Annotated in this window: 20 protein-coding genes; 16 read left to right on the top strand and 4 right to left on the bottom strand. The window is 63.6% G+C overall.

The window, feature by feature from the left end:
• Positions 1 to 24 precede the first annotated feature (24 nt).
• The 4 genes from coaBC to QCE64_RS02765 all read left to right on the top strand — a co-directional run bounded on the left by coaBC (position 25) and on the right by QCE64_RS02765 (position 5,533).
• On the top strand, positions 25 to 1,236 hold the full coding sequence (gene coaBC, locus QCE64_RS02780; protein ID WP_310002595.1) for a bifunctional phosphopantothenoylcysteine decarboxylase/phosphopantothenate--cysteine ligase CoaBC: 1,212 nt from the start codon (positions 25 to 27) through the stop codon (positions 1,234 to 1,236).
• A gap of 4 nt (positions 1,237 to 1,240) precedes the next feature.
• Positions 1,241 to 2,242: an LLM class flavin-dependent oxidoreductase gene (locus QCE64_RS02775; protein WP_310002594.1), complete on the top strand. Its 1,002-nt coding sequence runs from the start codon at positions 1,241 to 1,243 to the stop codon at positions 2,240 to 2,242.
• An 11-nt stretch (positions 2,243 to 2,253) separates the two neighbouring features.
• Positions 2,254 to 2,700: a dUTP diphosphatase gene (dut, locus tag QCE64_RS02770; RefSeq protein ID WP_309929339.1), complete on the top strand. Its 447-nt coding sequence runs from the start codon at positions 2,254 to 2,256 to the stop codon at positions 2,698 to 2,700.
• 319 nt (positions 2,701 to 3,019) lie between these two features.
• Positions 3,020 to 5,533 (top strand): hypothetical protein, encoded by a 2,514-nt coding sequence (locus QCE64_RS02765; protein WP_310002593.1) that lies wholly within the window; start codon positions 3,020 to 3,022, stop codon positions 5,531 to 5,533.
• Positions 5,534 to 5,622: 89 nt separating this feature from the next.
• Here the strand turns inward: QCE64_RS02765 and clpA are convergent, their stop codons facing one another.
• Together clpA and clpS are read right to left on the bottom strand one after the other, a co-directional pair.
• Entirely contained in the window at positions 5,623 to 7,926 is a 2,304-nt protein-coding gene (clpA, locus tag QCE64_RS02760; protein WP_309807442.1) for an ATP-dependent Clp protease ATP-binding subunit ClpA, read from the bottom strand.
• A complete protein-coding gene (clpS, locus tag QCE64_RS02755) occupies positions 7,923 to 8,237 on the bottom strand; it encodes an ATP-dependent Clp protease adapter ClpS (protein ID WP_016344488.1) in 315 nt (104 codons plus the stop codon). Before clpS ends, clpA begins: the two co-directional genes overlap by 4 nt.
• Before the next feature lie 526 nt (positions 8,238 to 8,763).
• On the opposite strand from clpS, the gene cspD reads away from it, so the two are divergent.
• Positions 8,764 to 8,970, top strand: a complete 207-nt coding sequence (gene cspD / locus QCE64_RS02750) for a cold shock domain-containing protein CspD (RefSeq protein ID WP_008351201.1) — start codon at positions 8,764 to 8,766, stop codon at positions 8,968 to 8,970.
• A 169-nt stretch (positions 8,971 to 9,139) separates the two neighbouring features.
• Here the strand turns inward: cspD and icd are convergent, their stop codons facing one another.
• Entirely contained in the window at positions 9,140 to 10,342 is a 1,203-nt protein-coding gene (gene icd, locus QCE64_RS02745; protein ID WP_310002592.1) for an NADP-dependent isocitrate dehydrogenase, read from the bottom strand.
• Positions 10,343 to 10,574: 232 nt separating this feature from the next.
• Here icd and QCE64_RS02740 point away from each other — a divergent pair, with 232 nt between their 5' ends.
• The 10 genes from QCE64_RS02740 to QCE64_RS02695 all read left to right on the top strand — a co-directional run bounded on the left by QCE64_RS02740 (position 10,575) and on the right by QCE64_RS02695 (position 21,730).
• The gene (locus QCE64_RS02740; protein ID WP_310002591.1) at positions 10,575 to 11,150 is read left to right on the top strand and encodes a pseudouridine synthase; all 576 of its coding nucleotides are present in this window, start codon (positions 10,575 to 10,577) and stop codon (positions 11,148 to 11,150) included.
• A 396-nt stretch (positions 11,151 to 11,546) separates the two neighbouring features.
• Positions 11,547 to 11,750 carry a hypothetical protein gene (locus QCE64_RS02735; RefSeq protein WP_309807438.1) on the top strand — a complete coding sequence of 68 codons (204 nt, stop codon included), beginning with the start codon at positions 11,547 to 11,549 and terminating at the stop codon, positions 11,748 to 11,750.
• A 265-nt stretch (positions 11,751 to 12,015) separates the two neighbouring features.
• Positions 12,016 to 12,495: a DUF192 domain-containing protein gene (locus tag QCE64_RS02730; RefSeq protein WP_404987349.1), complete on the top strand. Its 480-nt coding sequence runs from the start codon at positions 12,016 to 12,018 to the stop codon at positions 12,493 to 12,495.
• 198 nt (positions 12,496 to 12,693) lie between these two features.
• Positions 12,694 to 14,799 carry an elongation factor G gene (gene fusA, locus QCE64_RS02725; RefSeq protein ID WP_309807437.1) on the top strand — a complete coding sequence of 702 codons (2,106 nt, stop codon included), beginning with the start codon at positions 12,694 to 12,696 and terminating at the stop codon, positions 14,797 to 14,799.
• A 134-nt stretch (positions 14,800 to 14,933) separates the two neighbouring features.
• Positions 14,934 to 15,416, top strand: coding sequence for a cupin domain-containing protein (locus QCE64_RS02720; RefSeq protein ID WP_309807436.1), 483 nt, complete (start codon positions 14,934 to 14,936; stop codon positions 15,414 to 15,416).
• A 138-nt stretch (positions 15,417 to 15,554) separates the two neighbouring features.
• Entirely contained in the window at positions 15,555 to 17,219 is a 1,665-nt protein-coding gene (locus QCE64_RS02715; RefSeq protein WP_309929332.1) for an ABC transporter substrate-binding protein, read from the top strand.
• A gap of 22 nt (positions 17,220 to 17,241) precedes the next feature.
• Positions 17,242 to 18,273 carry an ABC transporter permease gene (locus QCE64_RS02710; protein WP_309914172.1) on the top strand — a complete coding sequence of 344 codons (1,032 nt, stop codon included), beginning with the start codon at positions 17,242 to 17,244 and terminating at the stop codon, positions 18,271 to 18,273.
• Positions 18,270 to 19,136: an ABC transporter permease gene (locus tag QCE64_RS02705; protein WP_310002590.1), complete on the top strand. Its 867-nt coding sequence runs from the start codon at positions 18,270 to 18,272 to the stop codon at positions 19,134 to 19,136. Before QCE64_RS02710 ends, QCE64_RS02705 begins: the two co-directional genes overlap by 4 nt.
• Positions 19,133 to 21,199 carry an ABC transporter ATP-binding protein gene (locus QCE64_RS02700; protein ID WP_310002589.1) on the top strand — a complete coding sequence of 689 codons (2,067 nt, stop codon included), beginning with the start codon at positions 19,133 to 19,135 and terminating at the stop codon, positions 21,197 to 21,199. Before QCE64_RS02705 ends, QCE64_RS02700 begins: the two co-directional genes overlap by 4 nt.
• Before the next feature lie 99 nt (positions 21,200 to 21,298).
• Positions 21,299 to 21,730, top strand: a complete 432-nt coding sequence (locus tag QCE64_RS02695; RefSeq protein ID WP_310002588.1) for a hypothetical protein — start codon at positions 21,299 to 21,301, stop codon at positions 21,728 to 21,730.
• A gap of 24 nt (positions 21,731 to 21,754) precedes the next feature.
• Here QCE64_RS02695 and QCE64_RS02690 read toward each other — a convergent pair whose 3' ends face one another.
• A complete protein-coding gene (locus tag QCE64_RS02690) occupies positions 21,755 to 22,600 on the bottom strand; it encodes an aldo/keto reductase (RefSeq protein WP_310002587.1) in 846 nt (281 codons plus the stop codon).
• A 510-nt stretch (positions 22,601 to 23,110) separates the two neighbouring features.
• Here QCE64_RS02690 and QCE64_RS02685 point away from each other — a divergent pair.
• Positions 23,111 to 24,163, top strand: a complete 1,053-nt coding sequence (locus QCE64_RS02685; RefSeq protein ID WP_310004121.1) for a LysR family transcriptional regulator — start codon at positions 23,111 to 23,113, stop codon at positions 24,161 to 24,163.
• Positions 24,164 to 24,182: the final 19 nt, after the last annotated feature.

The following is a 24,182-nucleotide window of genomic DNA, read 5'->3' as shown; positions in this document are numbered from 1 at the left end:
CGCGTTCATTGCGACGGAGGCAAATTGGAACTCGCAGGCAAACATCTCGTACTGGGCCTGACCGGCGGCATTGCCTGCTACAAGATCGCCGAGCTCACGCGCCTGTTGATCAAGGCCGGCGCGACCGTGCAGATCGTGATGACCGAAGCGGCGACGCAGTTCATCACGCCCGTCACGATGCAGGCATTGTCGGGCCGTCCCGTGTACACGTCGCAATGGGACGCGCGCATGCCGAACAACATGCCGCATATCGATCTCTCGCGCGAAGCCGATGCCATCGTCATCGCACCTGCTTCCACCGACTTCATGGCCAAGCTCGCGCACGGCCGGTGCGACGACCTCCTGTCCACGCTGTGCATCGCGCGCGACTGTCCGCTGCTCGTCGTGCCCGCGATGAACCGCCAGATGTGGCAAAACCCCGCGACGCAACGCAACGTCGCGCAACTGCGTGCGGACGGCGTTGCAGTGCTCGGGCCGGACTCGGGCTCGCAGGCGTGCGGCGAAGTCGGCGACGGCCGCATGATCGAGCCGGAAGCGGCCTTCGAAGCCATCTGCGCGTTCTTCCAGCCGAAGATCCTGCGCGGCCAGCGCGTGCTGATCACCGCGGGCCCGACCTTCGAGCCGCTCGATCCGGTGCGCGGCCTGACCAACCGTTCCTCCGGCAAGATGGGCTTCGCGCTGGCGCGCGCAGCGGCGCAGGCGGGCGCGGACGTGCATCTGGTGGCGGGTCCCGTCGCGCTGGAGACGCCGTGGGGCGTGTTCCGCGAAGACGTGCAGACGGCGCAGCAGATGCACGACGCCGTCATGCAGGCCACGCCTGACGCCGACATCTTCATCGCGGTGGCGGCGGTCGCCGACTGGCGCGCGGAGCAGGTCAGCGAACACAAGATCAAGAAGGTGTCGGGCTCGCCGCAGCCGAGCTTCAAGTTCGTCGAGAATCCGGACATTCTCGCCACGGTCGCGCGGCTGCCGAATCCGCCGTATTGCGTCGGCTTCGCGGCCGAAAGCGGCGACCTGGACGTCAACGGCGCCGAGAAGCGCAAGCGCAAGGGCATTCCACTGCTCATCGGCAATATTGCGCAGCTGGCGTTTGGCCAGCATGACAATGAAGTCGTGCTCTTCGAGGAAAGCGGCACGACGCCGCTGCCGCGCGCCGACAAACAGCAACTCGCCCGCACGCTGATTGCGGAGATTGCCCGACGCGCGCCGAAGACCGGCGGCGCGCTGCTCTCCTGACGCGATGACGAAGCTCTCCATCCTCGACCAGACGCCGGTCATCCACGGCCACACGGCGGCCGACGCCATCGCCGCCACGCTCGATCTCGCGCAACTCGCCGACGACCTCGGCTTAACCCGCTTCTGGTGCGCGGAGCATCACGGGCTGCATGGCGTATCGAATCCGTGTCCGGAAGTGATGCTGGCGCGCATCGGCAGTCTGACGAAGCGCATCCGCATTGGTTCGGGCGGGGTCATGTTGCCTTATTACTCGTCGTTCAAGGTCGCCGAGCAGTTCCAGATGCTCGAAGCCTTGTTCCCGGGACGCGTGGATCTCGGTGTCGGGCGCGCGCCGGGCGGCGACATGCGCACGGCGCAGGCGGTCGCGGCGGGCGCCTATAACCGTGGCGATGTCTTCCCGCAGCAGGTCGCGGAACTCATCGCGCTGTTCGACGGCACCGTGCCGGACGATGCCCTCGCGCACGGCGTGCTGCTGCAGCCACGCATCGACACGCGTCCGGAACTGTGGATGCTCGGCTCCAGCGATTTCGGCGGGCTGCTTGCCGCGCAATTGGGCATCCGTTTCGCCTTCGCGAGCTTCATCAATCCGCGCATCGGCGAACACGTGGCGCAGGCGTATCGCGAGCGCTTCGTGGCCGCACACGAAGCGCAACCCTATCTCGCGGCGGCGGTATTCGCGATCTGCGCCGATACCGAGCAGGAAGCCGAGGCGCTCGAAAAGGCCGTCGACCTGCGCCGCGTGCAGATGGCCTATGGCCTGAACCAGCCGATTCCATCGATCGAGCAGGGCATCGCGCAACGCTATGGCGAGCGCGAACTCGCCGTGATCGCGCATGAGAAGGCGCGCAGCATCATCGGTACGCCGGAGCGCGTCACGGAACAACTGCACGCGTTGCAGGAACAGTATGCCGCCGACGAGCTGATCATCCTGACGGTCGCCGGCAGCTACGCCGCGCGCACGCGGTCCTATCAACTCCTGGCCGACGCCTTCGAGCTCGGCCGCTGACACCCGATTCCATGAAACTCGACGTCAAGATTCTCGACGCGCGCATGCGCGATTTCCTGCCTGCCTACGCCACGCCCGGCAGCGCCGGCCTCGACCTGCGCGCGTGTCTCGACGAAGCGCTCGTGATCGAAGCGCATCAGACGGTGCTCGTGCCGACCGGTCTCGCGATCCATCTTGCCGATCCCGGTTATGCCGCGATGATCCTGCCGCGCTCGGGACTCGGCCACAAGCATGGCATCGTGCTGGGCAATCTGGTGGGCCTGATCGACTCGGACTACCAGGGCCAGCTGATGGTTTCCACGTGGAATCGCGGTGACACGGCCTTCACGCTCAACCCGATGGAGCGTCTGGCGCAGATGGTGATCGTGCCGGTGGTGCAGGCGCAATTCAATATCGTCGATGACTTCGATGCCAGCGCGCGCGGCGCCGGCGGCTTCGGCAGTACCGGCAAGCACTGAAGCAAGCATCAACAAGCAGGCGGCGGCCGCCGCCTGACATCGCGGTCCCCTACCATCTTCTATACAAAGGTAGCGCGTCCTCTCTGCCGCTTTTGCTCCCGGCTTCCTATTCTGATCGGCAAGTGACGGCTCATTCAAACCCTCTTCCGGGTTGAACCGTCACGACGCCGTCGCTCCGTCAGGAGCCACGCCCTTCCCTTCAATCTGTTTCGTTGGCCGAAACAGAATTTATTCAGTTATCCAGACAAGCGTGATCGCATCGGCCGGTTTGCTTCGCGCCGTCGATCGATTCGTTTTTTATTTTTCAGGAAACCACACTATGAACATCCAATATGACGCCGTCGTCGCCCCGGGAGCGGGCCAGTGGTATGGCCAGATCATCGTCTCGAACCTCAATTATGAAGACGGCAGCCAGGTTCAGGTCAACAAGTATCTCGCGCTGAACTTTTCGTCGCCGGTGGCCGTGAGCGCCACCGACGTCTGGCCGAGCTTCACTTCGTGGGTGTCGACGTCGAATCAGGTGCAATCGACTTCGATCGGCGACAACCTGTACTCCATTGCGCTGGAGATGGACTTCAATGCGCCGCACCTGATCGATCACAAGGATCAGATCACCATTTCGATCAACGGCGACCTGACCGCCGCTCCCGACACGTATCTGAACTCGTTCGTCATCGCAGCGGACCAGGCTCCGGCGGTCAACGCGACGGTCAAGATCGACTGCGACGCCGCACCCGATGCCGCGCTGCAAGACGTGTCGCCAGTCATCACGCTGTTGCGCGGCTCGCAGGCCACGCCGGTCACACTCGTCTATGGTGAAGCGACCTCGGTGACGCTCGAACAAGGCGACTACACCGTGCAGTCCGGCGACGTGCATACGGCCGACGAGACCGTCGCGGCGCCGCTGATCGTCACGCCGATGCAGCTCACGCTCGCGGCCGGCGCGACGGTTGCCATGGACGTGACCTTCGGCGCAGTGGAGCGCACGGCGGCGCTCGATATCGTGATCGACGAACTTCGGGGTCTCGACGACGAAACCCTCTCGGTCACGGTGACCGACAAGAAAAGCGGCGCGACGCTGGCTGCGTTCGACACCACGACCGGCACCACGACATCGCTGCGCTCGCTGCCGGTTTCGGACAACGTGCGTATCGCGATCGACGCCATCAACGTGAACAACGCGCAATACACGTTCGACATCCACGACGTGAAGCTCGACAACGCGTTGCAGACAGTGACGGTCGGCCAGTCGCAGGTGAAGACGAAGAAGGTTGATACCACCGGCTTCGTCCATCTGCCCATTCACGTCACCGCCGATAAGCCGCTGTCACAGAGCATCGTGCTGCGTCTGCAAGGCGCCGACATGAACTACTCGCAGACGATCACGGCCACGACCCAGACGACCTCCTTCACGGCGCCGGTCAAGCCTGGCACGTACACGGTCATCGCGCCGGCGTTCGTGTCGGGCGGGATCGTTCGCGTCGTCGATGCGCCCGCCTCGCTGGCTGTTGCCGCTAACGGCTCGAGCGTGCTCGACGTGTCGATCGAGGCGTCCGCGAACCTCAACGTGCGCGGCTTCCCGTCGTACCTGAGCTTCGGCGGCTGCGTGGACCTGACGCCCGGTAACAAGGCCGATCTCGCCGCGGCGCGCGCCACGTCGATCTTCGTCTATGCCGGCACCGACGGTGCGGGCGACTCGAACGTCTATCTGTCGGACGATCCGCAAACCCGCGCGTTGATCAAGCTCGCACGCGACACGGAAAGCGCGCTGGGCAATACGCAAAACGTGCTGCCGGTCGCGATCTCGTACACGTGCAATCTGTCGCTCGGCAACACGCCCGGCATTCTCGCGAACGCCGACGCCCACGCGCACAGCTTCGCGAACTACATCCTCGCGCTGAATATCGCGATGAGCAATGCGGACGCGCAGCACGACGTGCCGGCGGGCTTCATCGTCAATCCCGACTTCCTCGGCGCCTGCCAGCAGGCCGGCTTCGGCGCGAGCTACGCGATGCCGGTGATCGAACCGCTGAAGACTGCGCTCGCGCACTGGAACATTCAGGCTGCGGTGCCTTCGTCCATCACCAATACGATCGCGGGTTACGTGCTGGCGGTGAACTGGCTGACGCGCAAGGTGGCACCCAAGGTGACCTTCGGCTGGCAGATCAATCTGTGGGGCGTCGGCTATTCGGAGTGGATCTACAAGGACGTCGATACGGCCTCGATGGCGCAGCAGACCGCTGATTACGTAAAGAGCCTCGGTGCCTGCGACGGCCCGTATGCGCCGGACTTCCTGGCGATCGATCGCTATGAAGCCGACGACTTCACCCAGCGCGCCTACGTGAACGGCTACTGCTACGGTCCGCGTGAATGGCAGCGTTACTTCGACTTCTGCGAGAACGTGAGCCGCGCGTTGCGCGTGCCCGTCATGCCGTGGCAGATTCCGGCGAGCCGCACGCCGAACACGAACGATCAGGTCAATGCGGACTTCGACAGCCAGCATTGGGGCACGGGCGGCAGCTGCATCATGGGCGATGCGGCGATTGGCAGCGACTACCACAACGTGAACCCGACGATCCTCGCGTTGCCGTTCTCGTCGTCGTTCCCGGATATGGGGGCGAACGCTGAGGCCATGTTCGTCCGCTCGGAGCCGTTCGACCTCTCCACGCCCTTGTACGGCGACTTCCCGCTGCGCGGCATCTTCGCGGTGCTGCTGGGCGGTGGTTCGACGACCGGCATCGTGTCGTCGATCGGCAATCCGGAGTCGTGGACGCGCGACAAGCTGAGCGCCTACATGGAGGCTCCGCTGGCCTTCGATACGCCGCGCGACTGATCGACTGATCGATTGACTAGCTGACGCAGCAAACAAAAACGGCGCGAGGGTTACTCGCGCCGTTTTCTCATCGCCCAGAACCTTCAGGCTTATTCGACTTCGATCGTCTCCGGATTCGGATTGCGCGGCGGCGCCGAATTCTCGTCGAAGGTGATCTGCACCTTGTCCTCGGCGTCGACATCCACCGTGACGCGGCCGCCGTTCATCAGCTTGCCGAACAGCAGCTCGTCGGCCAGCGCACGACGGATCGTGTCCTGGATCAGACGCTGCATCGGCCGCGCGCCCATCAGCGGGTCGAAGCCATGCTTGGCCAGATGCTTGCGCAGCGCGTCGGTGAAGACGGCGTCGACCTTCTTCTCATGCAACTGATCTTCCAGCTGCATCAGGAACTTGTCGACCACACGCAGGATGATTTCTTCATCGAGCGAACGGAAGCTGATGATCGAATCCAGACGGTTGCGGAACTCCGGCGTGAACATGCGCTTGATGTCGTTCATCTCGTCGCCCGACTCGCGGCGCGAAGTGAAGCCGATCACCGACTTGCCCATGGCCTCGGCGCCCGCGTTCGTCGTCATGATGATGATGACGTTGCGGAAATCCGCCTTGCGGCCGTTGTTGTCCGTCAGCGTGCCGTGATCCATCACCTGCAGCAGCACGTTGTAGATGTCCGGATGCGCCTTCTCGATTTCATCCAGCAGCAACACGCAGTGCGGCTTCTTCGTGACGGCTTCGGTCAAGAGGCCGCCCTGGTCGAAACCGACATAGCCCGGCGGCGCGCCGATCAACCGGCTGACCGCATGACGCTCCATGTATTCCGACATGTCGAAGCGCAGCAGCTCGATGCCCAGCGTGAACGCCAGCTGCTTCGCCACTTCGGTCTTGCCGACACCCGTGGGGCCGGAGAAGAGGAACGCGCCAATCGGCTTGTCCGTCTTGCCGAGACCCGCGCGCGCCATCTTGATGGAGGCCGACAGCGCATCGATGGCCGGATCCTGGCCGAACACGACGGCCTTCAGGTCGCGATCGAGCGTCTGGAGCTTGCTGCGATCATCCTGCGACACGCTTTGCGGCGGGACGCGCGCGATCTTCGAGATGATCTCTTCGATCTCGCTCTTGCCGATGGTCTTCTTCTGCTTCGACTTCGGCAGGATGCGTTGCGCCGCGCCCGCTTCGTCGATGACGTCGATCGCCTTGTCAGGCAGATGACGGTCCGTGATGAAACGCGCCGACAGTTCCGCCGCCGCCGAGAGCGCACCCGACGAATACTTCACGCCATGATGTTCTTCGAAACGCGTCTTGAGACCGCGCAGGATGGCGACGGTCTGCTCGACCGACGGCTCCGTGACATCGACCTTCTGGAACCGGCGGGAAAGCGCCGCGTCCTTCTCGAAGATGCCGCGGTATTCGGTGAACGTAGTCGCGCCGATGCACTTCAATTGACCCGACGACAACGCCGGCTTCAGCAGGTTCGATGCGTCGAGCGTGCCGCCCGAAGCCGCGCCTGCGCCGATCAGCGTGTGAATCTCGTCGATGAACAGGATGGCGTGCGGACGCTCCTTCAATTCCTTGAGCACCGTCTTCAGGCGCTGTTCGAAATCACCGCGATACTTGGTGCCCGCGAGCAACGCGCCCATGTCCAGCGAATAGACCTGCGCATCCGCCAGGATGTCCGGCACTTCGCCGCGCGTGATGCGCCAAGCGAGACCTTCCGCGATGGCCGTCTTGCCGACGCCGGCTTCGCCGACCAGCAGCGGATTGTTCTTGCGCCGGCGGCACAGCACCTGCACCACGCGCTCGACTTCGAGTTCGCGGCCGATCAGCGGATCGATCTTGCCGTCCTTGGCGAGCTGATTGAGGTTCTGCGTGAATTGCGCGAGCGGCGTTTCCTTCTGCGCGGCAGCGTCTTCCGATTCAGGATTGGCCTCGCTGCTCGCCTTGGCGGACTCGCCGCCGTTCGTCTTGGCGATGCCGTGGGAAATGAAGTTCACCACGTCGAGCCGCGTCACCCCCTGCTGCTGCAGGTAGTACACCGCGTGCGAATCCTTCTCGCCGAAGATCGCCACCAGCACGTTCGCGCCGGTCACTTCCTTCTTGCCGTTCGAGGTCGATTGCACATGCATGATCGCGCGCTGGATCACGCGCTGGAAACCAAGCGTCGGCTGAGTATCGACGTCGTCCGTGCCCGGCACGGTCGGCGTGTTGTCATGAATGAAATTGCGCAGGTTCTGCCGCAAATCTTCAATGTTGGCTGCGCAGGCGCGCAACACCTCAGCCGCGGTCGGATTGTCCAACAGGGCAAGCAACAGATGCTCGACCGTTATGAACTCATGCCGCGCCTGACGTGCTTCCATAAACGCCATGTGCAGACTGACTTCCAGTTCCTGGGCAATCATGCTTCCTCCATCACGCACTGCAGCGGATGCCCCGCCTGCCGTGCATGGCTAACGACTTGCTCAACTTTGGTCGACGCAATATCTCGCGTGTAGACCCCACAAACTCCCCTGCCTTCGCGATGAACCTTCAGCATGATCTGCGTCGCAGTCTCGCGATCCTTATTGAAGTATTCCTGCACGACCATCACGACGAATTCCATCGGCGTGAAGTCGTCATTCAGCAGCACCACTTTGTACATGGCCGGCTTCTTGAGCTTCTGCTCCTGCCGCTCCAGTACCGTGCCGTCCTGCTTGTTGGGATTGGTCGCCATACACCCATTCTAAACAACACGGACATCCCCGCAATCGCCGCTCCAGCACCGGCCTGAAGACCCGGAATAAATGACTGGAAACGTGCTCGCGCAGCGAAGGTCCATCGAATCCTGCCGCGGCCCCTGTGGTCCGGCGCGGCCCGCTTGCACCTCGTCGAACCCAGTATCGCACAGCTTCAAAAAAACCGGCTGTGCCGCCCGCCGCGAGTGCTGGCCGTATCACACAAGTGAGTCGATTATGCGTCTTTTCAAGGTGCCCTGCTTGGACGGCGCCGCACACGCAAAGCAGGAATTACCCCTACAAATGTGCTCTTTGCAACGAGCTTATCGGCCATCCCAAAAATTCCTTGACACCCGATTTAAGAGATTCAACAATCAAACTGGCACTTTTTTCCGGGGGCCACTCCACGGATAAGAAATGCCCGAGGTGAGCCAGTGAAGAAAAGAGGGCACTCGCAATGAGGGGTGGGTTCCAATCTTTTCCAAGGGCTCTTGGGATGCGACGAGAGTTAGAGGGGAAGTACGAATGTCTACAGGTACGGTCAAATGGTTCAACGACGCGAAAGGCTATGGATTCATCACGCCCGATGAAGGCGGCGAGGATCTGTTCGCACATTTCTCGGCGATTCAAATGAATGGGTTCAAGACGCTCAAGGAAGGCCAGAAGGTCAGCTTTGAGATTGTCCAGGGACCGAAAGGCAAACAAGCTTCGAACATCCAGGACGCTGCCTGACCGTTCGATCAGAACCTGCCTCGTGAACCCGGCCTTCGCGCCGGGTTTTTTTATGTCCGGTCCGAACCGTTGGATGACTCACATATTGAGCGCATTCGCCAAATAAAAACCCCGAAAGGCATAAGCCTTCCGGGGTTTTTAAAATGCGCGCTCGAATAACGGTGAGCTGTCACATATTCTCGATCATCACCTCGCCGAAACCCGAGCAGGAAACCTGAATCGCGCCTTCCATGAGACGGGCGAAATCGTAAGTGACGCGTTTCGACAATATGGACTGTTCCATCGAATGAATGATGCGGTCCGCGGCTTCAAACCATCCCAGATGACGCAGCATCATTTCGGCTGAAAGAATTTCCGAGCCGGGATTCACGTAATCCTTGCCGGCATATTTCGGCGCGGTGCCGTGCGTCGCTTCGAACATCGCAACCGAATCCGACATGTTCGCTCCCGGCGCAATGCCAATGCCGCCCACCTGCGCCGCGAGTGCATCCGAGATGTAGTCGCCGTTCAGGTTGAGCGTGGCGATGACGTCGTATTCGGCAGGACGCAGAAGGATCTGCTGCAGAAAGGCATCGGCGATCACGTCCTTCACGACGATGTCGTTACCCGTCTTCGGGCTCTTGACCTTCATCCACGGACCGCCGTCGATCAGCTCGGCGCCGAATTCCTTCTGCGCGAGCGCATAGCCGTAGTCACGGAAGGCGCCTTCCGTGAACTTCATGATGTTGCCCTTGTGCACCAGACGCTCAGTGCCCTCGCGCGACACCGGCTTGATGCCCAGGCCGGACGAATCCGGAAAGCGGATCTTCTTCACGCCCATTTCGTCGCGCAGGAACTGGATGACCTTCTTCGCCTCGGGCGACTCCGCCGGCCACTCGACGCCCGCATAGATGTCTTCCGAGTTCTCGCGGAAGATCACCATGTCGATTTTCTCCGGCTCGCGCACCGGCGACGGCACGCCCTTGAAGTAACGCACCGGACGCAGGCACACGTAGAGATCGAGTTGCTGGCGCAGCGCGACGTTCAGCGAGCGGATACCGCCGCCGACCGGCGTCGTCAGCGGGCCTTTGATGGACACGATGTAGTCCTTCACCGCGTCGAGCGTCTCGTCCGGCAGCCAGACATCCGGGCCGTAGACGCGGGTGGCCTTCTCGCCCGCGTAGATCTCCATCCAGTGAATCTTGCGCTTGCCGCCGTAGGCCTTCTCCACCGCCGCATCGACGACCTTGATCATGACCGGCGTGATATCGACGCCCGTGCCATCGCCTTCGATGAACGGAATGATCGGCTGGTCCGATACGTTGAGCGAGAAATCCGCGTTGACAGTGATCTTGTCACCGTCCGCCGGAACCTTGATGTGCTGATACGGCATGGTCGACTCCAGAGAAGGCCGGGCTGAATGGAAGCAAACTGGATGGAGAGCGCGCCTTCAGGCATGCGCGCGCGTGTGCATGCCAGCATGGCGAGACCGTCATTCTAACCACGCCGGACGGCCTGCGGGCGGCGTGGAGACCGCGAGCAGCGTGAGCCGCGCGGTGTTACGCATGCTTTAAGATGCCGGATTCTCCGGGCCGAACCCGTCACTTTAGCCGCGCGCGCTTTGCATGCCATTGATCGCCCTCAACAAACCCTTCGGCACCATCTGCCAGTTCTCCGCGCATGAAACGCGCGCGTCGCTCGCGGACTGGGTCAGCACGCCGGGCGTCTATCCGGCGGGACGGCTCGACGCCGACAGCGAGGGCCTGCTTCTGCTCACCGATGACGGCGCCCTGCAGGCGCGCATCGCGGAGCCACGCCACAAGCTCGTCAAGCGCTACTGGGCGCAGGTGGAAGGCGCGCCGGATGACGCGGCGCTCGCGCATCTCGCCCGTGGCGTCGATCTCGGCGACTATGTGACGCGTCCATGCCGCGCCCGCTTCGTCGCGGACGAGGCCTCGCAGGCGCTCTGGCCTCGCACGCCGCCGGTCCGCTATCGCGCGGCGATTCCGACGACGTGGATCGAGCTCGCCATCAGCGAAGGCAAGAACCGTCAGGTGAGACGCATGACGGCGGCGGTCGGCTTTCCGACGCTGCGGCTGGTGCGCATTGCCGTCGGCGCCCTGGACATCTTCACGCTCGGACTTGCGCCGGGTCAGTCCGTCGATGTACCGCCGGCCGTGCCCTGGCAACGCCTTCGGTGAATCCCATTCATCGTTCGCAAAAATTCTTCGCTAAGTGAGCTTCGATGCGCACATGAATACGCGTGTCATGAAGATCGGCTAATGCAGTTCGCGGCGTTTCGCGCCGGCCAGATTTTTTTCGGTTCTGCTGTGCAATTTCCTGAAATCCGCGTCAACCGACTCTTCGCGCGCTGCGTTAAGGGCCCCAGATGCCGCGAAAAGCTATCCGGCATGAGCGAATAACCGATTACAGCACGCTGTGTGCTCCAGGGTGTTTGAAAGGTTCAACGTTCACAGGCGTGTCGTCTTTAAATCAATCGATACGGCTGTCAACCGAAAGGTAGGTGGCTCGTTTACCGACATGACTCCATGACCGGGTCGTCTTGGTTAAATCAACTCAAGCTGAGGATTTACAGAATGAACAAACTGATCGCTGCTCTCGTCGCTGGCCTGTTCGCAACCGCTGCTTTCGCACAAGACGCATCGGCTCCGGCCGCTGCTGCTCCGGCAGCTGCTTCGTCGGCTCACAAGTCGTCGGCTCACAAGAAGTCGCACAAGTCGTCGAAGAAGTCGCACAAGAAGGCAGCTTCGGCTCCGGAAGCCGCTTCGGCAGCTCAGTAAGTTTGCTGCAACACGCCGTATAGCTGTAAAGAACGAGTCTTACCGCCGTCCTTACGGCGTTGCAGGGCAGATCGCCGCAAGGCGTCTGCCCTTTTGTTTTGTACTGCCGCATCGAGTAACATGCGCGGGGTTTGCCCGGTTCGCGCTCGACCGAGAATGTGAGCAACAGTGGGCAACAGAGTTGCAATCGAATGAATAAGGGAGCTTTGCCGTGAATCTCGTCTTGCGTGCCGTCGCGCGTTTCCGGAGTCAACGACTCAACCTCATCAAGCTGGTGCGCGCGTGCGTGATCGCGCTCGCCCTGCCGTGCGCGGCGCTGCCGCTCGCGCAGACGGCCCAGGCGCAGACCATGCCGCCCGGCGCCAAGCAGCCCTCCGATTTTCCGCGCGCCAAGCTGACCGCCGGCATGTTCGTGATCGATGCAGCGGTCGCCGCCAACGACGCCGATCGCGAGCAAGGCCTCATGTACCGCAGCCAGCTTGCGCCGAATGAAGGCATGCTTTTCGTGTTCAACGAAAACGCCGTGCATTGCTTCTGGATGAAGAACACGTTGATTCCGCTGTCGATCGCCTTCATCCGCGCGGACGGCACGATCACCGACATCGACGAGATGCAGGCCGAAACCGAGAACAATCACTGCCCGCGCAACAACGGCGTGTATGCGCTCGAAATGAGCAAGGGCTGGTTCGCCGCGAAGGGCATCAAGCCGGGCATGCAGATCAAGGGACTGCCGCGCGCGCAGTGAAACGACGCGTCAGAACAGACGACCTCCGATGATCAAAACCGGCGCCTCCCGCCGGTTTTTTTTCGACTGCCGAACCTGCCGCGCGCCTTCCGTGATTCCTGCAAAAAGCCTGCCGACGCGCTATTCTTCAAAGATTCGCATGGGCCGGAACGGGCTTTGCACTGCCTGTTCGGGTCGTTTCATCCACAGGAGGTTCACGTGCCCCGCAAGACTCCCATCGAGCGCTATCGGAACATCGGAATCAGCGCTCACATCGATGCCGGCAAGACCACGACTACCGAGCGCATCCTTTTCTACACCGGCGTGACGCACAAGATCGGCGAGGTTCACGACGGCGCGGCCACGATGGACTGGATGGAACAAGAGCAGGAACGCGGCATCACGATCACTTCCGCCGCCACCACGGCCTTCTGGAAAGGCATGGCAGGCAACTATCCGGAACACCGCATCAACATCATCGACACGCCGGGACACGTCGACTTCACCATCGAAGTCGAGCGTTCGATGCGCGTGCTCGACGGCGCCTGCATGGTGTACGACTCGGTCGGCGGCGTGCAGCCGCAGTCCGAAACCGTGTGGCGCCAGGCGAACAAGTACAAGGTGCCGCGCATTGCGTTCGTCAACAAGATGGACCGCGTCGGCGCGGACTTCTTCCGCGTGCAGCGGCAGATCGGCGAGCGCCTGAAGGGCGTGGCCGTGCCCATCCAGATTCCGATCGGCGCGGAAGAGCATTTCCAGGGCGTGGTCGACCTCGTGAAGATGAAGGCGATCGTCTGGGACGACGAAAGCCAGGGCATCAAGTTCAGCTACGAGGAGATTCCCGACAATCTCAGGGAACTCGCCCACGAGTGGCGCGAGAAGATGGTCGAGGCCGCGGCCGAGTCCAGCGAGGAGTTGCTCGAGAAATATCTGGAAGATCACGAGAGTCTGACCGAGGACGAGATCAAGGCGGCGCTGAGAAAGCGCTGCGTTGCCAATGAAATCGTGCCGATGCTGTGCGGCAGCGCGTTCAAGAACAAGGGCGTGCAGGCGATGCTCGACGCCGTGATCGACTACCTGCCCTCGCCGGTCGACGTCCCCGCCATTCTCGGTCATACCGAAGACGACCAGGAAGCCGAGCGTCATCCGAGCGACGACGAGCCGTTCTCCGCGCTCGCCTTCAAGATCATGACGGACCCGTTCGTGGGTCAGCTGATCTTCTTCCGCGTGTATTCCGGCGTGGTGAATTCGGGCGACACGGTCTACAACCCGGTCAAGGAAAAGAAGGAGCGTCTCGGCCGGATCCTGCAGATGCACGCCAACGAGCGCAAGGAAATCAAGGAAGTGCGTGCGGGCGACATCGCCGCGGCGGTCGGCCTGAAGGAAGCGACGACCGGCGACACGCTGTGCGATCCGAACAAGGTCATCATTCTCGAACGGATGATCTTCCCGGAGCCGGTGATCTCGCAGGCCGTCGAGCCGAAGACGAAGGCCGACCAGGAAAAGATGGGCATCGCGCTGAACCGGCTCGCGCAGGAAGATCCGTCGTTCCGCGTGACCAGCGACGAGGAATCCGGCCAGACCATCATCTCCGGCATGGGCGAGCTGCACCTCGAAATTCTCGTCGACCGGATGCGGCGCGAGTTCAACGTCGAGGCAACCGTCGGCAAGCCGCAGGTCGCGTATCGCGAGACGGTGCGCAACAAGGTCGAGGACGTCGAAGGCAAGTTCGTCAAGCAGTCGGGCGGACGCGGCCAGTACGGCCACGTGGTGATCGCGCTGGAACCGGACGCGGGCAAGGGTTACGAGTTCGTCGACCAGATCAAGGGCGGCGTGATTCCGCGCGAATACATCCCGGCCGTGGACAAGGGCATCCAGGAAACGCTGAAGGCCGGCGTGCTCGCGGGCTATCCGGTGGTCGACGTGAAAGTGCGGCTGACCTTCGGTTCCTACCATGACGTGGACTCGAACGAAAACGCGTTCCGCATGGCCGGCTCGATGGCCTTCAAGGAAGCCATGCGCCGCGCGCGGCCCGTGCTGCTCGAACCGATGATGGCCGTCGAGGTCGAGACGCCCGAGGACTTCATGGGCAACGTGATGGGCGATTTGTCCGGCCGGCGCGGCATCGTGCAGGGCATGGAGGACATCGCGGGCGGCGGCGGCAAGCTGGTGCGCGCCGAGGTACCGCTCGCCGAGATGTTCGGCTATTCCACGTCGCTGCGCTCGCTGACCCAGGGCCGCGCCACCTACACGATGGAGTTCAAGCACTACGCGGAGACGCCGTCGAACGTCTCCGAGGCGATCATCAACTCGAAGTCGAAGTAGAAACGCAAGCCGGGCGCGCGCGCAAATGCGTGTAGCATGCCTGTAGTCTCGAGGTCCGTTGCCGGCGCAGGGTTGGCCGCAACGGACTTCTTCTATCCGCAGACGATACAACCCAACCGCGACACAACCGCGACATGAGCGACGCACATCAGCATATCGATTGGCGCGAACACGGCGTCAAGGTCATCCGGGGCGATCAGCTCGACACCAACACCGCGCAGACGCCCGGCATGAACCGCGCCGCCGCGATCAACGCCGCGCGCGTCGGGGCCCAGAAGATCTGGGCCGGCACCGTCACCATCCATCCGAATGCGAAGACCGGCGCGCATCATCATGGCGCACTCGAGAGCGTCATCTATGTCGTGCGCGGCCAGGCGCGCATGCGCTGGGGCGAACATCTCGAATTCACAGCCGAAGCGGGTCCGGGCGACTTCATCTTCGTGCCGCCCTATGTGCCGCATCAGGAAATCAACGCCAGGACCGACGAGCCGCTCGAATGCGTGCTCGTGCGCAGCGACAACGAAGCGGTCGTCGTGAACCTGAATATCGATGCCGTTGAGCAGCCCGAGGAAGTCTATTGGGTCGATCCGATTCACAAGCATCCGCACGACCATTGAAGGCGGCACGCTGAGGACGGCGGCGCGGCGCGTATCTTGCTACCCAGGCCAGACGCGGCGGCGCTTTCGACGCGGCTCAACTGATCGCCCGCCCGGCGCAACCCGGCGCGGGCGCGACAACTACAACATCCGCACACGATGAAGACATCTTCCACCGACGCGCCTCTCCTCGACCTCGCCCGCCCGCATGCGGGAGAACTGGGCAATCATGCGATCGACGAATTCATGGCCGGGCGCCTCACGCGCCGCGAGCTGCTGCGCCATGCGAGTGTGCTCGGCTTCGCGCTCGCGGCGGGCGGCTTGTTCGGCATGCCGTCGGCGCGTGCGCAGGGCACGGCCAAGCCGGGCGGCACGATCCGCGTCGCGCATCTGACGCCGGCGGGCGCGGTGGATCCACTCACCGTCACCGACGCCGCCGGTCTCGCGCTGATCAACCAGACCGGCGAATTCCTGATCGACGATGACAGCGAGCACCTGACGCTGCGCCCGGCGCTCGCGCTCTCGTGGAAGTCGAACGACAAGGGCGACGTCTGGACCTTCAAGCTGCGCCCGAACGTGAAGTTCCACGACGGCCAGCCGATGAGCGCGAAAGACGTGGTCGCGACCTTCAACCGGCTGTCGGATCCGGGCGCGGGCTCGGCGGCGCTGTCGGTGCTGAAGGGCGTGCTGTCGAAGGATTCGGCGAAGGCCGTCGACGATCACACGGTCGAATTCCACCTCGACGCCCCCAACGGCAATTTTCCGTATTACGTGTCCTCGAATACGTACAACGCGGTGATCCTGCCGGCGAACTTCACCGGCCCGTACGAAAAAAGCTTCATGGGCACGGGCGCGCTGAAGCTGGAGAAGTACACGCCAAAGGTCGGCGCCTCGTTCGTGCGCAATCCCGACTACTGGGGTGAGAAGTCGCTGCCGGATCGTGTCAGCTTTTCGTTCTATGCGGATCAGCAGGCGCAACTGCTCGCGATGCAGGGCCGCCAGGCCGACGTGATGGGCGACTTCACGGTGCAGGGCGGCGTCTCGATGCTGACCAATCCGCAGTTCAAGGTGCTCGGCACGAAGTCGAGTTCGCACCGGCAGATTCACATGCGCTGCGACATGGGCGCGTTCAGGGACAAGCGCGTGCGCCAGGCGCTGGCGCTCGCGATCAATCGCGAAGTGATCGTCAAGGGGCTGTTCCGCGGACGCGCGCAGGTCGGCAACGACAGTCCGTTCGCGCCGGTGTTTCCGTCGAGCGACCTGAGCGTGCCGCAGCGCAAGTTCGATATCGCGAAGGCGAAGCAGTTGATGGGCGAAGCGGGCGTGGCGAACGGCTTCGACATCACGCTGACCACCGAGAAATACATGGAGATTCCCGATCTCGCGGTGGTCGTGCAGAACGCGGCGAAGGCGATCGGCATCCGCATCACGCTCAAGGTGGAAAGCCAGGACCTGTACTACGGCTCGGGCACTTTCGGCAAGTCGGACTGGCTCGATTCGCCGCTCGGCATCACGGACTACGGTCATCGCGGCGTGCCGAACGTGTTCCTGAATGCGCCGCTGACGAGCGGCGGCACCTGGAACGCGGCGCACTTCAAGAACCCGGAGTACGACAAGCTGGTCACGCAGTTCGTGGCTGCGCTGGATGTCGCGTCGCAGAAGAAGCTGTCCGGGCAGATCCAGCGCCTGCTGCTCGACGAAACGCCGGTCGTGATTCCCTATTTCTACGACCAGTTGATCGTCACGCGCGCGACCGTCTCGGGCGTGCGCTTCAACGCGATTTCGCAAATGTGGTTCGACCGCGCGACGGTGGCGGCCGGTTGAGCGCGGCTAGGAGGTTCACGCGATGAGCACCCTCACGCCCACCACGCGCGTGGCCACGACGGGCAACGGCGCCGCGAAGCTGCGCCGCATCGCGCGCTTCGTCGGCGTGCGGCTGCTGCTCGCGCTCATCACGCTCTGGCTGCTGTCGATGATCGTCTTCGCGGGCGGCCAGTTGCTGCCGGGCGATGTCGGCCGCGCGATCCTCGGCCCGCTCGCGGACGCCCGCGCGGTCGCGGCGCTCAATCATCAGCTGGGCGTCGACCGGCCGCTGCTCACGCAATACAGCGGCTGGATCAGCCATTTCCTGCGCGGCGACATGGGCGAATCCTATGCGTTCCGCGCGCCGGTCGCGCCGTTCATCGCGGGCGCGCTGTGGAACTCGGCGAAGCTCGGCGCGCTGGCGTTTGTCGTCGTGGTGCCGCTCGGCATCGCGGGCGGCGTGTACGCGGCGCTCCACGCGGGCCGCTGGATCGACCGGCTCATCAGCATCGGCGGACTGACGGCGACGGTCGTGCCGGAATTCGTTTCGTCGATCGTGCTGATCCTGATCTTCGGCGTGTGGCTGCAATGGCTGCCGATCGAAGCCACCGCGCCCGCCGGCGCAGGCTTCTTCACGCAGCTCGAACATCTGGTCCTGCCGGTGCTGCCGCTCGTCTTCGTGTTCTTCGGCTATATCGCGCGGATGGCGCGCGCCGGCACGGTCGAGGCGCTCGACGCCGACTACACCCGCACCGCGATCCTGAAAGGCCTGCCGCAGCGCGTCGTGATCCTGCGGCATGTGCTGCGCAACGCGTTGCTGCCGACCATCACCGTGGCCGCCACGCAGCTCGGCTACATGATCGGCGGCCTCGTGGTGGTGGAGACGCTGTTTCACTATCAGGGCATCGGCTCGCTGATCTACACCGCCGCTCAGGGCAAGGACTTTCCGATGCTCGAAGCCGGCGTGCTGACCATCGGCGTGATCTACACCGGGGCGAACCTGATCGCGGACGCGTTGTATGTGGTGCTGAATCCGCGCCTGCGCACGTCCGAATCCAGCGGAGACGCACCATGAGCACGACCGCCGCCCCGGCCTCCCCGCCCGTCAAGCCGCGCCGCTATGAGGCGCTCGGCGCGCTCGCGCGTTCGGGCAGCTTCGACCTCGGCGTATTGATCCTGCTGTTCTGGGTGCTGTGCGCGCTGTTCGGCCACTGGCTCGTGCCGCAGGACCCGTTCGCCTCCGACCCGCTCAATTCGCTCGCGCCGCCTTCCGCCGAACACTGGTTCGGCACCGATCAGCTCGGCCGCGACGTGTTCGCGCGGGTGATCGTCGGCTCGCGCGACATCCTCACCATCGCGCCGCTCGCCACGCTGCTCGGCACCGCGGCGGGCACGGCGATCGGCCTGATGGTCGGCTACTTCGGCGGCTGGGTCGACGCCGTGATCGGCCGCGCCATCGACGCGCTGCTGGCCCTGCCGCTCGTGATCGTCGCGCTGCTGGCGCTGGCGGCGGTGGGCGCGAGCAATATCACGGTGATCCTCGTCATCGGCCTGACCTTCGCGCCGATCACCGCGCGCACGGTGCGCGCCGCCGTGCTCGGCGAGCGTCATCTGGACTACGTGCTCGCGGCGCAACTGCGCGGCGAGAACGCGCTGTACATCATGTTCGCGGAGATCCTGCCGAACGTGCTGCCGCCGATCATCGTCGAAGCAACCGTACGGCTTGGCTACGCGATCTTCGCGGTCGCGACGCTTTCTTTTCTCGGCTTCGGCATCCAGCCGCCGTCCGCCGACTGGGGTCTCGCGCTCTCCGAGTGCTACACGCTGATGGCCGGCGGCGCGTGGTGGACGGTCGTGTTCGATGCCGCCGCGATCGCCACGCTGGTGGTCGCGGTGAATCTGGTCGCCGACGCCGTGCAGGGAGTGCTCGACCGATGAACGGCCCGCCGCCCTCTGCCTTCCCCACCTTCGGCGCCGCGAAAGGCGATCAGGCCGACGCACTGACCGTCGTCGGGCTGACGGTCGCCTACCGGTCGCGCGGACGCGAACGCGATGTGCTGCAGGACATCACCCTGCGCGTGAAGCGCGGCGAGGCGTACGGGCTCGTCGGCGAATCGGGCTGCGGCAAGTCGACGGCCGCACTCGCGGTGCTGCGCTATCTGCCACGCAACGGCCGCGTGAAGGCGGGCAAGATCACGATTGCCGGCAGCGATGTCGCCGGGCTCAGCGCCGATGCGCTGCGCGGCATGCGCGCCAACGCCGTCTCGATGGTCTATCAGGATCCGGGGCGCGCGCTGAATCCGTCGCTGACGATCGCGCGGCAAGTCTCCGAAGCGTTCGAAGTCACGGGCGCCTCCGCCGGCGAAGCCCTCGCCCGCACCGCCGACATGCTCCGCCGCGTGCGCATCGCGTCGCCGGAACGCGTGATGGAGAGCTACCCGCATCAGCTGTCCGGCGGCATGCAACAGCGCGTCGTCATCGCGATGGCGCTGGCCTGCAATCCCGAACTGCTGATCCTCGACGAACCCACCACCGGGCTCGACGCCACCGTCGAGGCCGAAGTGCTCGATCTGATCGCGCAGCTGCGCGCCGAGCTGGGCACGGCCGTGCTCTTCATCAGCCACAACCTCGCGGTGATCGGGCGCATGTGCGAGCGTGTCGGCGTGCTCTATGCCGGCAAGCTCGTCGAGGAAGGCGCGACCGCCGACGTGTTCGCGCAGCCGCGTCATCCGTACACGGTGGGTCTGCTGCGCTGCCTGCCGCGCGCGGGACGCAGCAAGGAAACCGGTCGGCTCGACACCATTCCCGGCTCGCTGCCGCTGCCGGGCGCGATCGCGCAGGGCTGCATCTTCGCGCCGCGCTGCAAGCTCGCCGACGAGCGCTGTCTGAAGGACGCGCCGCCACCCTACCGCGTGGCCGCCGCGCACGGCGACCAGATGGCGCGCTGCCATTATCACGAGCGTGCGCAAGACCTGCCGCGCGCCACCGACGAAGCACCGGTGCCCGTCGCGAACGGCACGGGACAGCTGGCGTTGTCGGCGCGCAATCTGTCGAAGACCTTCCGGGTCGGCGATGAAGACGTGCGCGCCGTCCACGATGTCTCGCTCGACCTCGTGCAGGGCGAAACGCTCGGGCTGGTGGGCGAATCGGGCAGCGGCAAGACGACGCTCGCCAAGCTGTTGCTCGGGCTCGTCTCGCCCGACAAGGGCGCCACGCTCGAACTCGACGGCGCCAGCCTGCCCGAGCGCGTCACCCAGCGCAGCGACGAGCAAGTGAAGTCGTTGCAGATCGTCTTTCAGAATCCGGACTCGGCGCTCAATCGCGCGCATTCGGTGCGGCAGCTGATCGCGCGCTCGCTGTCGAAGCTCGCCGCGCTGCATGGCCCGGCGAAAGAGGCGCGACTGCACAAGCTGACCGAAGCCGTGCGGCTGCCGGCGCGCTATCTCGGCGCGCGCACCCGGCAATTGTCGGGCGGCCTGAAGCAGCGCGTGGCGATCGCACGGGCGTTCGCGGGCGACCCGCGCGTGGTCGTGTGCGACGAACCGACCTCCGCGCTCGACGTGTCCGTGCAGGCCGCCATCCTCAACCTGCTCGCCGACCTGCAGCGCGAACGCCGCGTGAGCTACGTGTTCATTTCGCACGATCTGCATGTCGTGCGCTATCTGTCGGACCGCATCGCGGTGCTGTATCTCGGCCGCATCATGGAGATCGGCCGCGCCGCCGATGTCTTCGGCGGGCCGCAGCATCCCTATACCGAAGCGTTGCTGTCGTCGGCGCCTTCACTCGACGGCACGCATGCGAAGCGCATTCGTTTGTCGGGCGACCTGCCGAGCGCGGCCCATCCGCCGTCGGGCTGCGTGTTCCATACGCGCTGCCCGCGCAAGATCGGTGCGGTGTGCGAAACCGAAACGCCGCCCTGCCGCGCCGCCGGCAACGACCACGCGATTCATTGCCACATTCCGGTGGAAGAGTTGCGAGCGTTGCAGCGCCGGGAGAGTTGATTGCACGGCGGGCCGCCCGGCGCAAGCATTGGCCGGAACCAAAGCGGTCCGCCACGTCTCTCATCGGTTCGACGTTCAACAACAATGAGGATTCAACCGATGAAACCCGCCCGTTCCATGGCCCGCGCATCGCTCGTCGCCGGCGCTGCTTTCGCCGTCACCTTCGCCGCCCAGGCGCAGACCACCGCGCCCGCCCCGACGCCCGGCGCCTCCGACCCGACCTTCTCCGCCTACACGCTCGCGCAGCAGTGCGCCGACAAGTCGGATAACGCCGCGCTGGCGCAGTGCCTGGGCGCGGTACGCGGCATCGTGCGCGGCTATCAGTACGGCGTACTGTTCCTGTCGCAACGCATGTCGCTGCCGGAGGCCGAGACCAGGCGCGTATCGCTGTGCCTGATGGACACGAAGGTGTCGTCGATCATCGATGATTTCGTCGCTGACGCGAAGCAGGTCAACGAAGACGACCTGAAGCGCACGCCCGCCGAAGTGGCGGTGCTGGGCTCGGTGCACGCGCATCACGCCTGCAGTTGAGCAGGCGCGGCTTCACAGCAATTGCTACAGCATTTCGAGCCGTCGCTTCGACTGGGGCGCCCTGAACTGCTGATCGATGTCGGCGAGTTCGTCCGCCGACAGTTCCAGGTCGAGCGCCGCGCGGTTCTCACGGACATGCGCGACGTCCGCCGCCTTTGGAATGGCGAATACCGCCGGTTGCTTCAGCACCCACGCCAGCGCCACCTGGAACGCCGACACCCCGCGCGCCGCCGCGATCTTTGCCAGCGCGCCGCCGCGCGGCAGGCGCGCGTGATCCACGGGGCTGTACGCCATGGCCGGCATGCGGCGTTCGCGCAGCCACGGCAGCAGGTCGAATTCCGCCCCGCGCCGCGCGACGTTATAGAGAATCTGATTGGTCGCGCAGGCGTTGCCGCCGTCCAGGGAGAAGAGCTCTTCCATGTCGTCGGTGTCGAAGTTGCTCACGCCCCAGTGGCGGATTTTGCCGTCGCGCTGTAATTTTTCGAAGCCGGCCAGCACGCCTTCCAGATCCTCGCCGCCGCGCCAATGCAACAGATACAGATCGATGCGGTCGGTCTTCAGGCGTTTTAGGCTGCGTTCACAAGCGGCCTGAACGCCGCGCTCGCTGCCATTGTGCGGATACACCTTGCTGACGATGAACAACGCGTCGCGCTGGTCGCCGAGCGCTTCGGCGATCAATTGCTCGCTCGCGCCGTCGCCGTACATCTCAGCGGTATCGATGAGCGTCATGCCCAACTCGACGCCCTCACGCAGGGCTGCAATTTCCTTGGCACGCGCATTCGGGCGGTCGCCCATTTCCCAGGTGCCCTGTCCGAGTTTCGGAAGAGTTTCGCCGCTCGGCAGCGTGACGGTTGATTCGGCAAGGGTCATTCGAGCCTCCTGATAAGCCAGCCGATCACAAAGCACGGAACACGCCCGCAGCGCCTGGTGAAGACGCCTTGGCGAGTCATTCATTGCAAGCCCGATACCGAACCCGTGAACGAAGAAAGTGATTCGCATGCGAAAGACCAACTCCAGTGGTCATTTAGAGTATTGACTACACATACTTCCACGCGCTCGCTTATGACTCCCGGAGTTAATTCCAGCGTCCGCTTCAGTTAATGCAAACGTCGTTAAATGAATGCAACATACGGTTTCGAATTCGATGAAATATAAATTCGCTGCGGTCGAACATTCATCTTCTTATCCCCTGATCGGTTTCATTTTTCGTACCAAAAAACTCGTTCCGGCGATTCCTCATAAAAGAATATTCGAAAATGACGAAAATATCAGAAACTGGTAGCAAAACTTTAAAGAATTGGATATTGCAATTCGCGTCGGCGATCAATATTATTTCCACAAGAAACGGGGGTGTTCAAATACTGGACGCATGCCTGGGATATGACGCAGGCGGGTGCGAGCCTGTATGACTCCAACAGTGAGAGGGCAACAATGAACCAGATCCATGCAATGCGGGTTTTCGTGCGGGTGGCAGATACTGAAAGCTTTCGCCGGGCTGCTCAACAACTCGATGTATCGAATGCACTGGTTACGCGAGCCATCGCGATGCTGGAAGCGCATTTGAAAACCCGGTTAATCAATCGAACCACACGGAATCTTCCGCTGACTGAAGCCGGCACCCGTTATCTCGAAGGTTGCCGCGCGTTACTCGAAGAACTCGATCATCTCGAATCCGCCATTACCCATACCGAGGGTGAACCGAGCGGCACGCTGCGTGTCGTGGCATCGAGCGCGCTGTCGCTGCTGACGCTCACGCCGCTCATCGACGGCTTCCGCAGGCTGCATCCGAAGGTCAATGTGCGTCTGACGCTCGCCGAGCGCCACGTCGATCTCGTCGAGGACGGCTACGACGTCGGCATCGTCACGGCTTACATGGTGTCGAGCACGGCGCTGGTCGAACGGCCCGTGGGCACCAACGCCTTCGTTCCGGTCGCCACGCCCGAGTTCATCGCGCAGCACGGCGCGCCCGTCGCGCCCGCCGATCTCCTTGGACTGCCCGCGGTCGCGTTGCCGAACGAGATGCGCAATCTGACCTGGCATTTCCGCCATCACCTCGGCGCCGCCGACCAGATCACGCTCGCGCCGGTCTATACGGTGAACAACGGCCTGATGGTGCGGTTGGGCACGCTGAAGGGCATCGGCTTCGCGATCCTGCCGGAGGGCATCGTGAATGCGGACCTGAAGGAAGGCACGCTGGTCCGCCTGCTGCCCGATTACGCCATCGACGACCCGGACATCAAGATGTCGATCGTCTATCCGGGACGCCAGTACTTGCCGGCCAAGACGCGCTTCTTCGTTGACTACGCGCTGGACTATCTCAGCCAGCGTTTCGCGACGTCCACGAGCATGCCGGACGAGGGTTTCCGTGCGCCGCACCTGGCGCTCAAGCCGATGCCGGCCTCGGTCAACGCCGTGCCGGCCGCCGCGAACTGAAGCGGCGTTCCGGTTGCAT

Source organism: Caballeronia sp. LZ043 (assembly GCF_031451075.1).
GTDB lineage: Bacteria > Pseudomonadota > Gammaproteobacteria > Burkholderiales > Burkholderiaceae > Caballeronia.
This window is presented reverse-complemented; position numbering and strand designations above follow the sequence as displayed.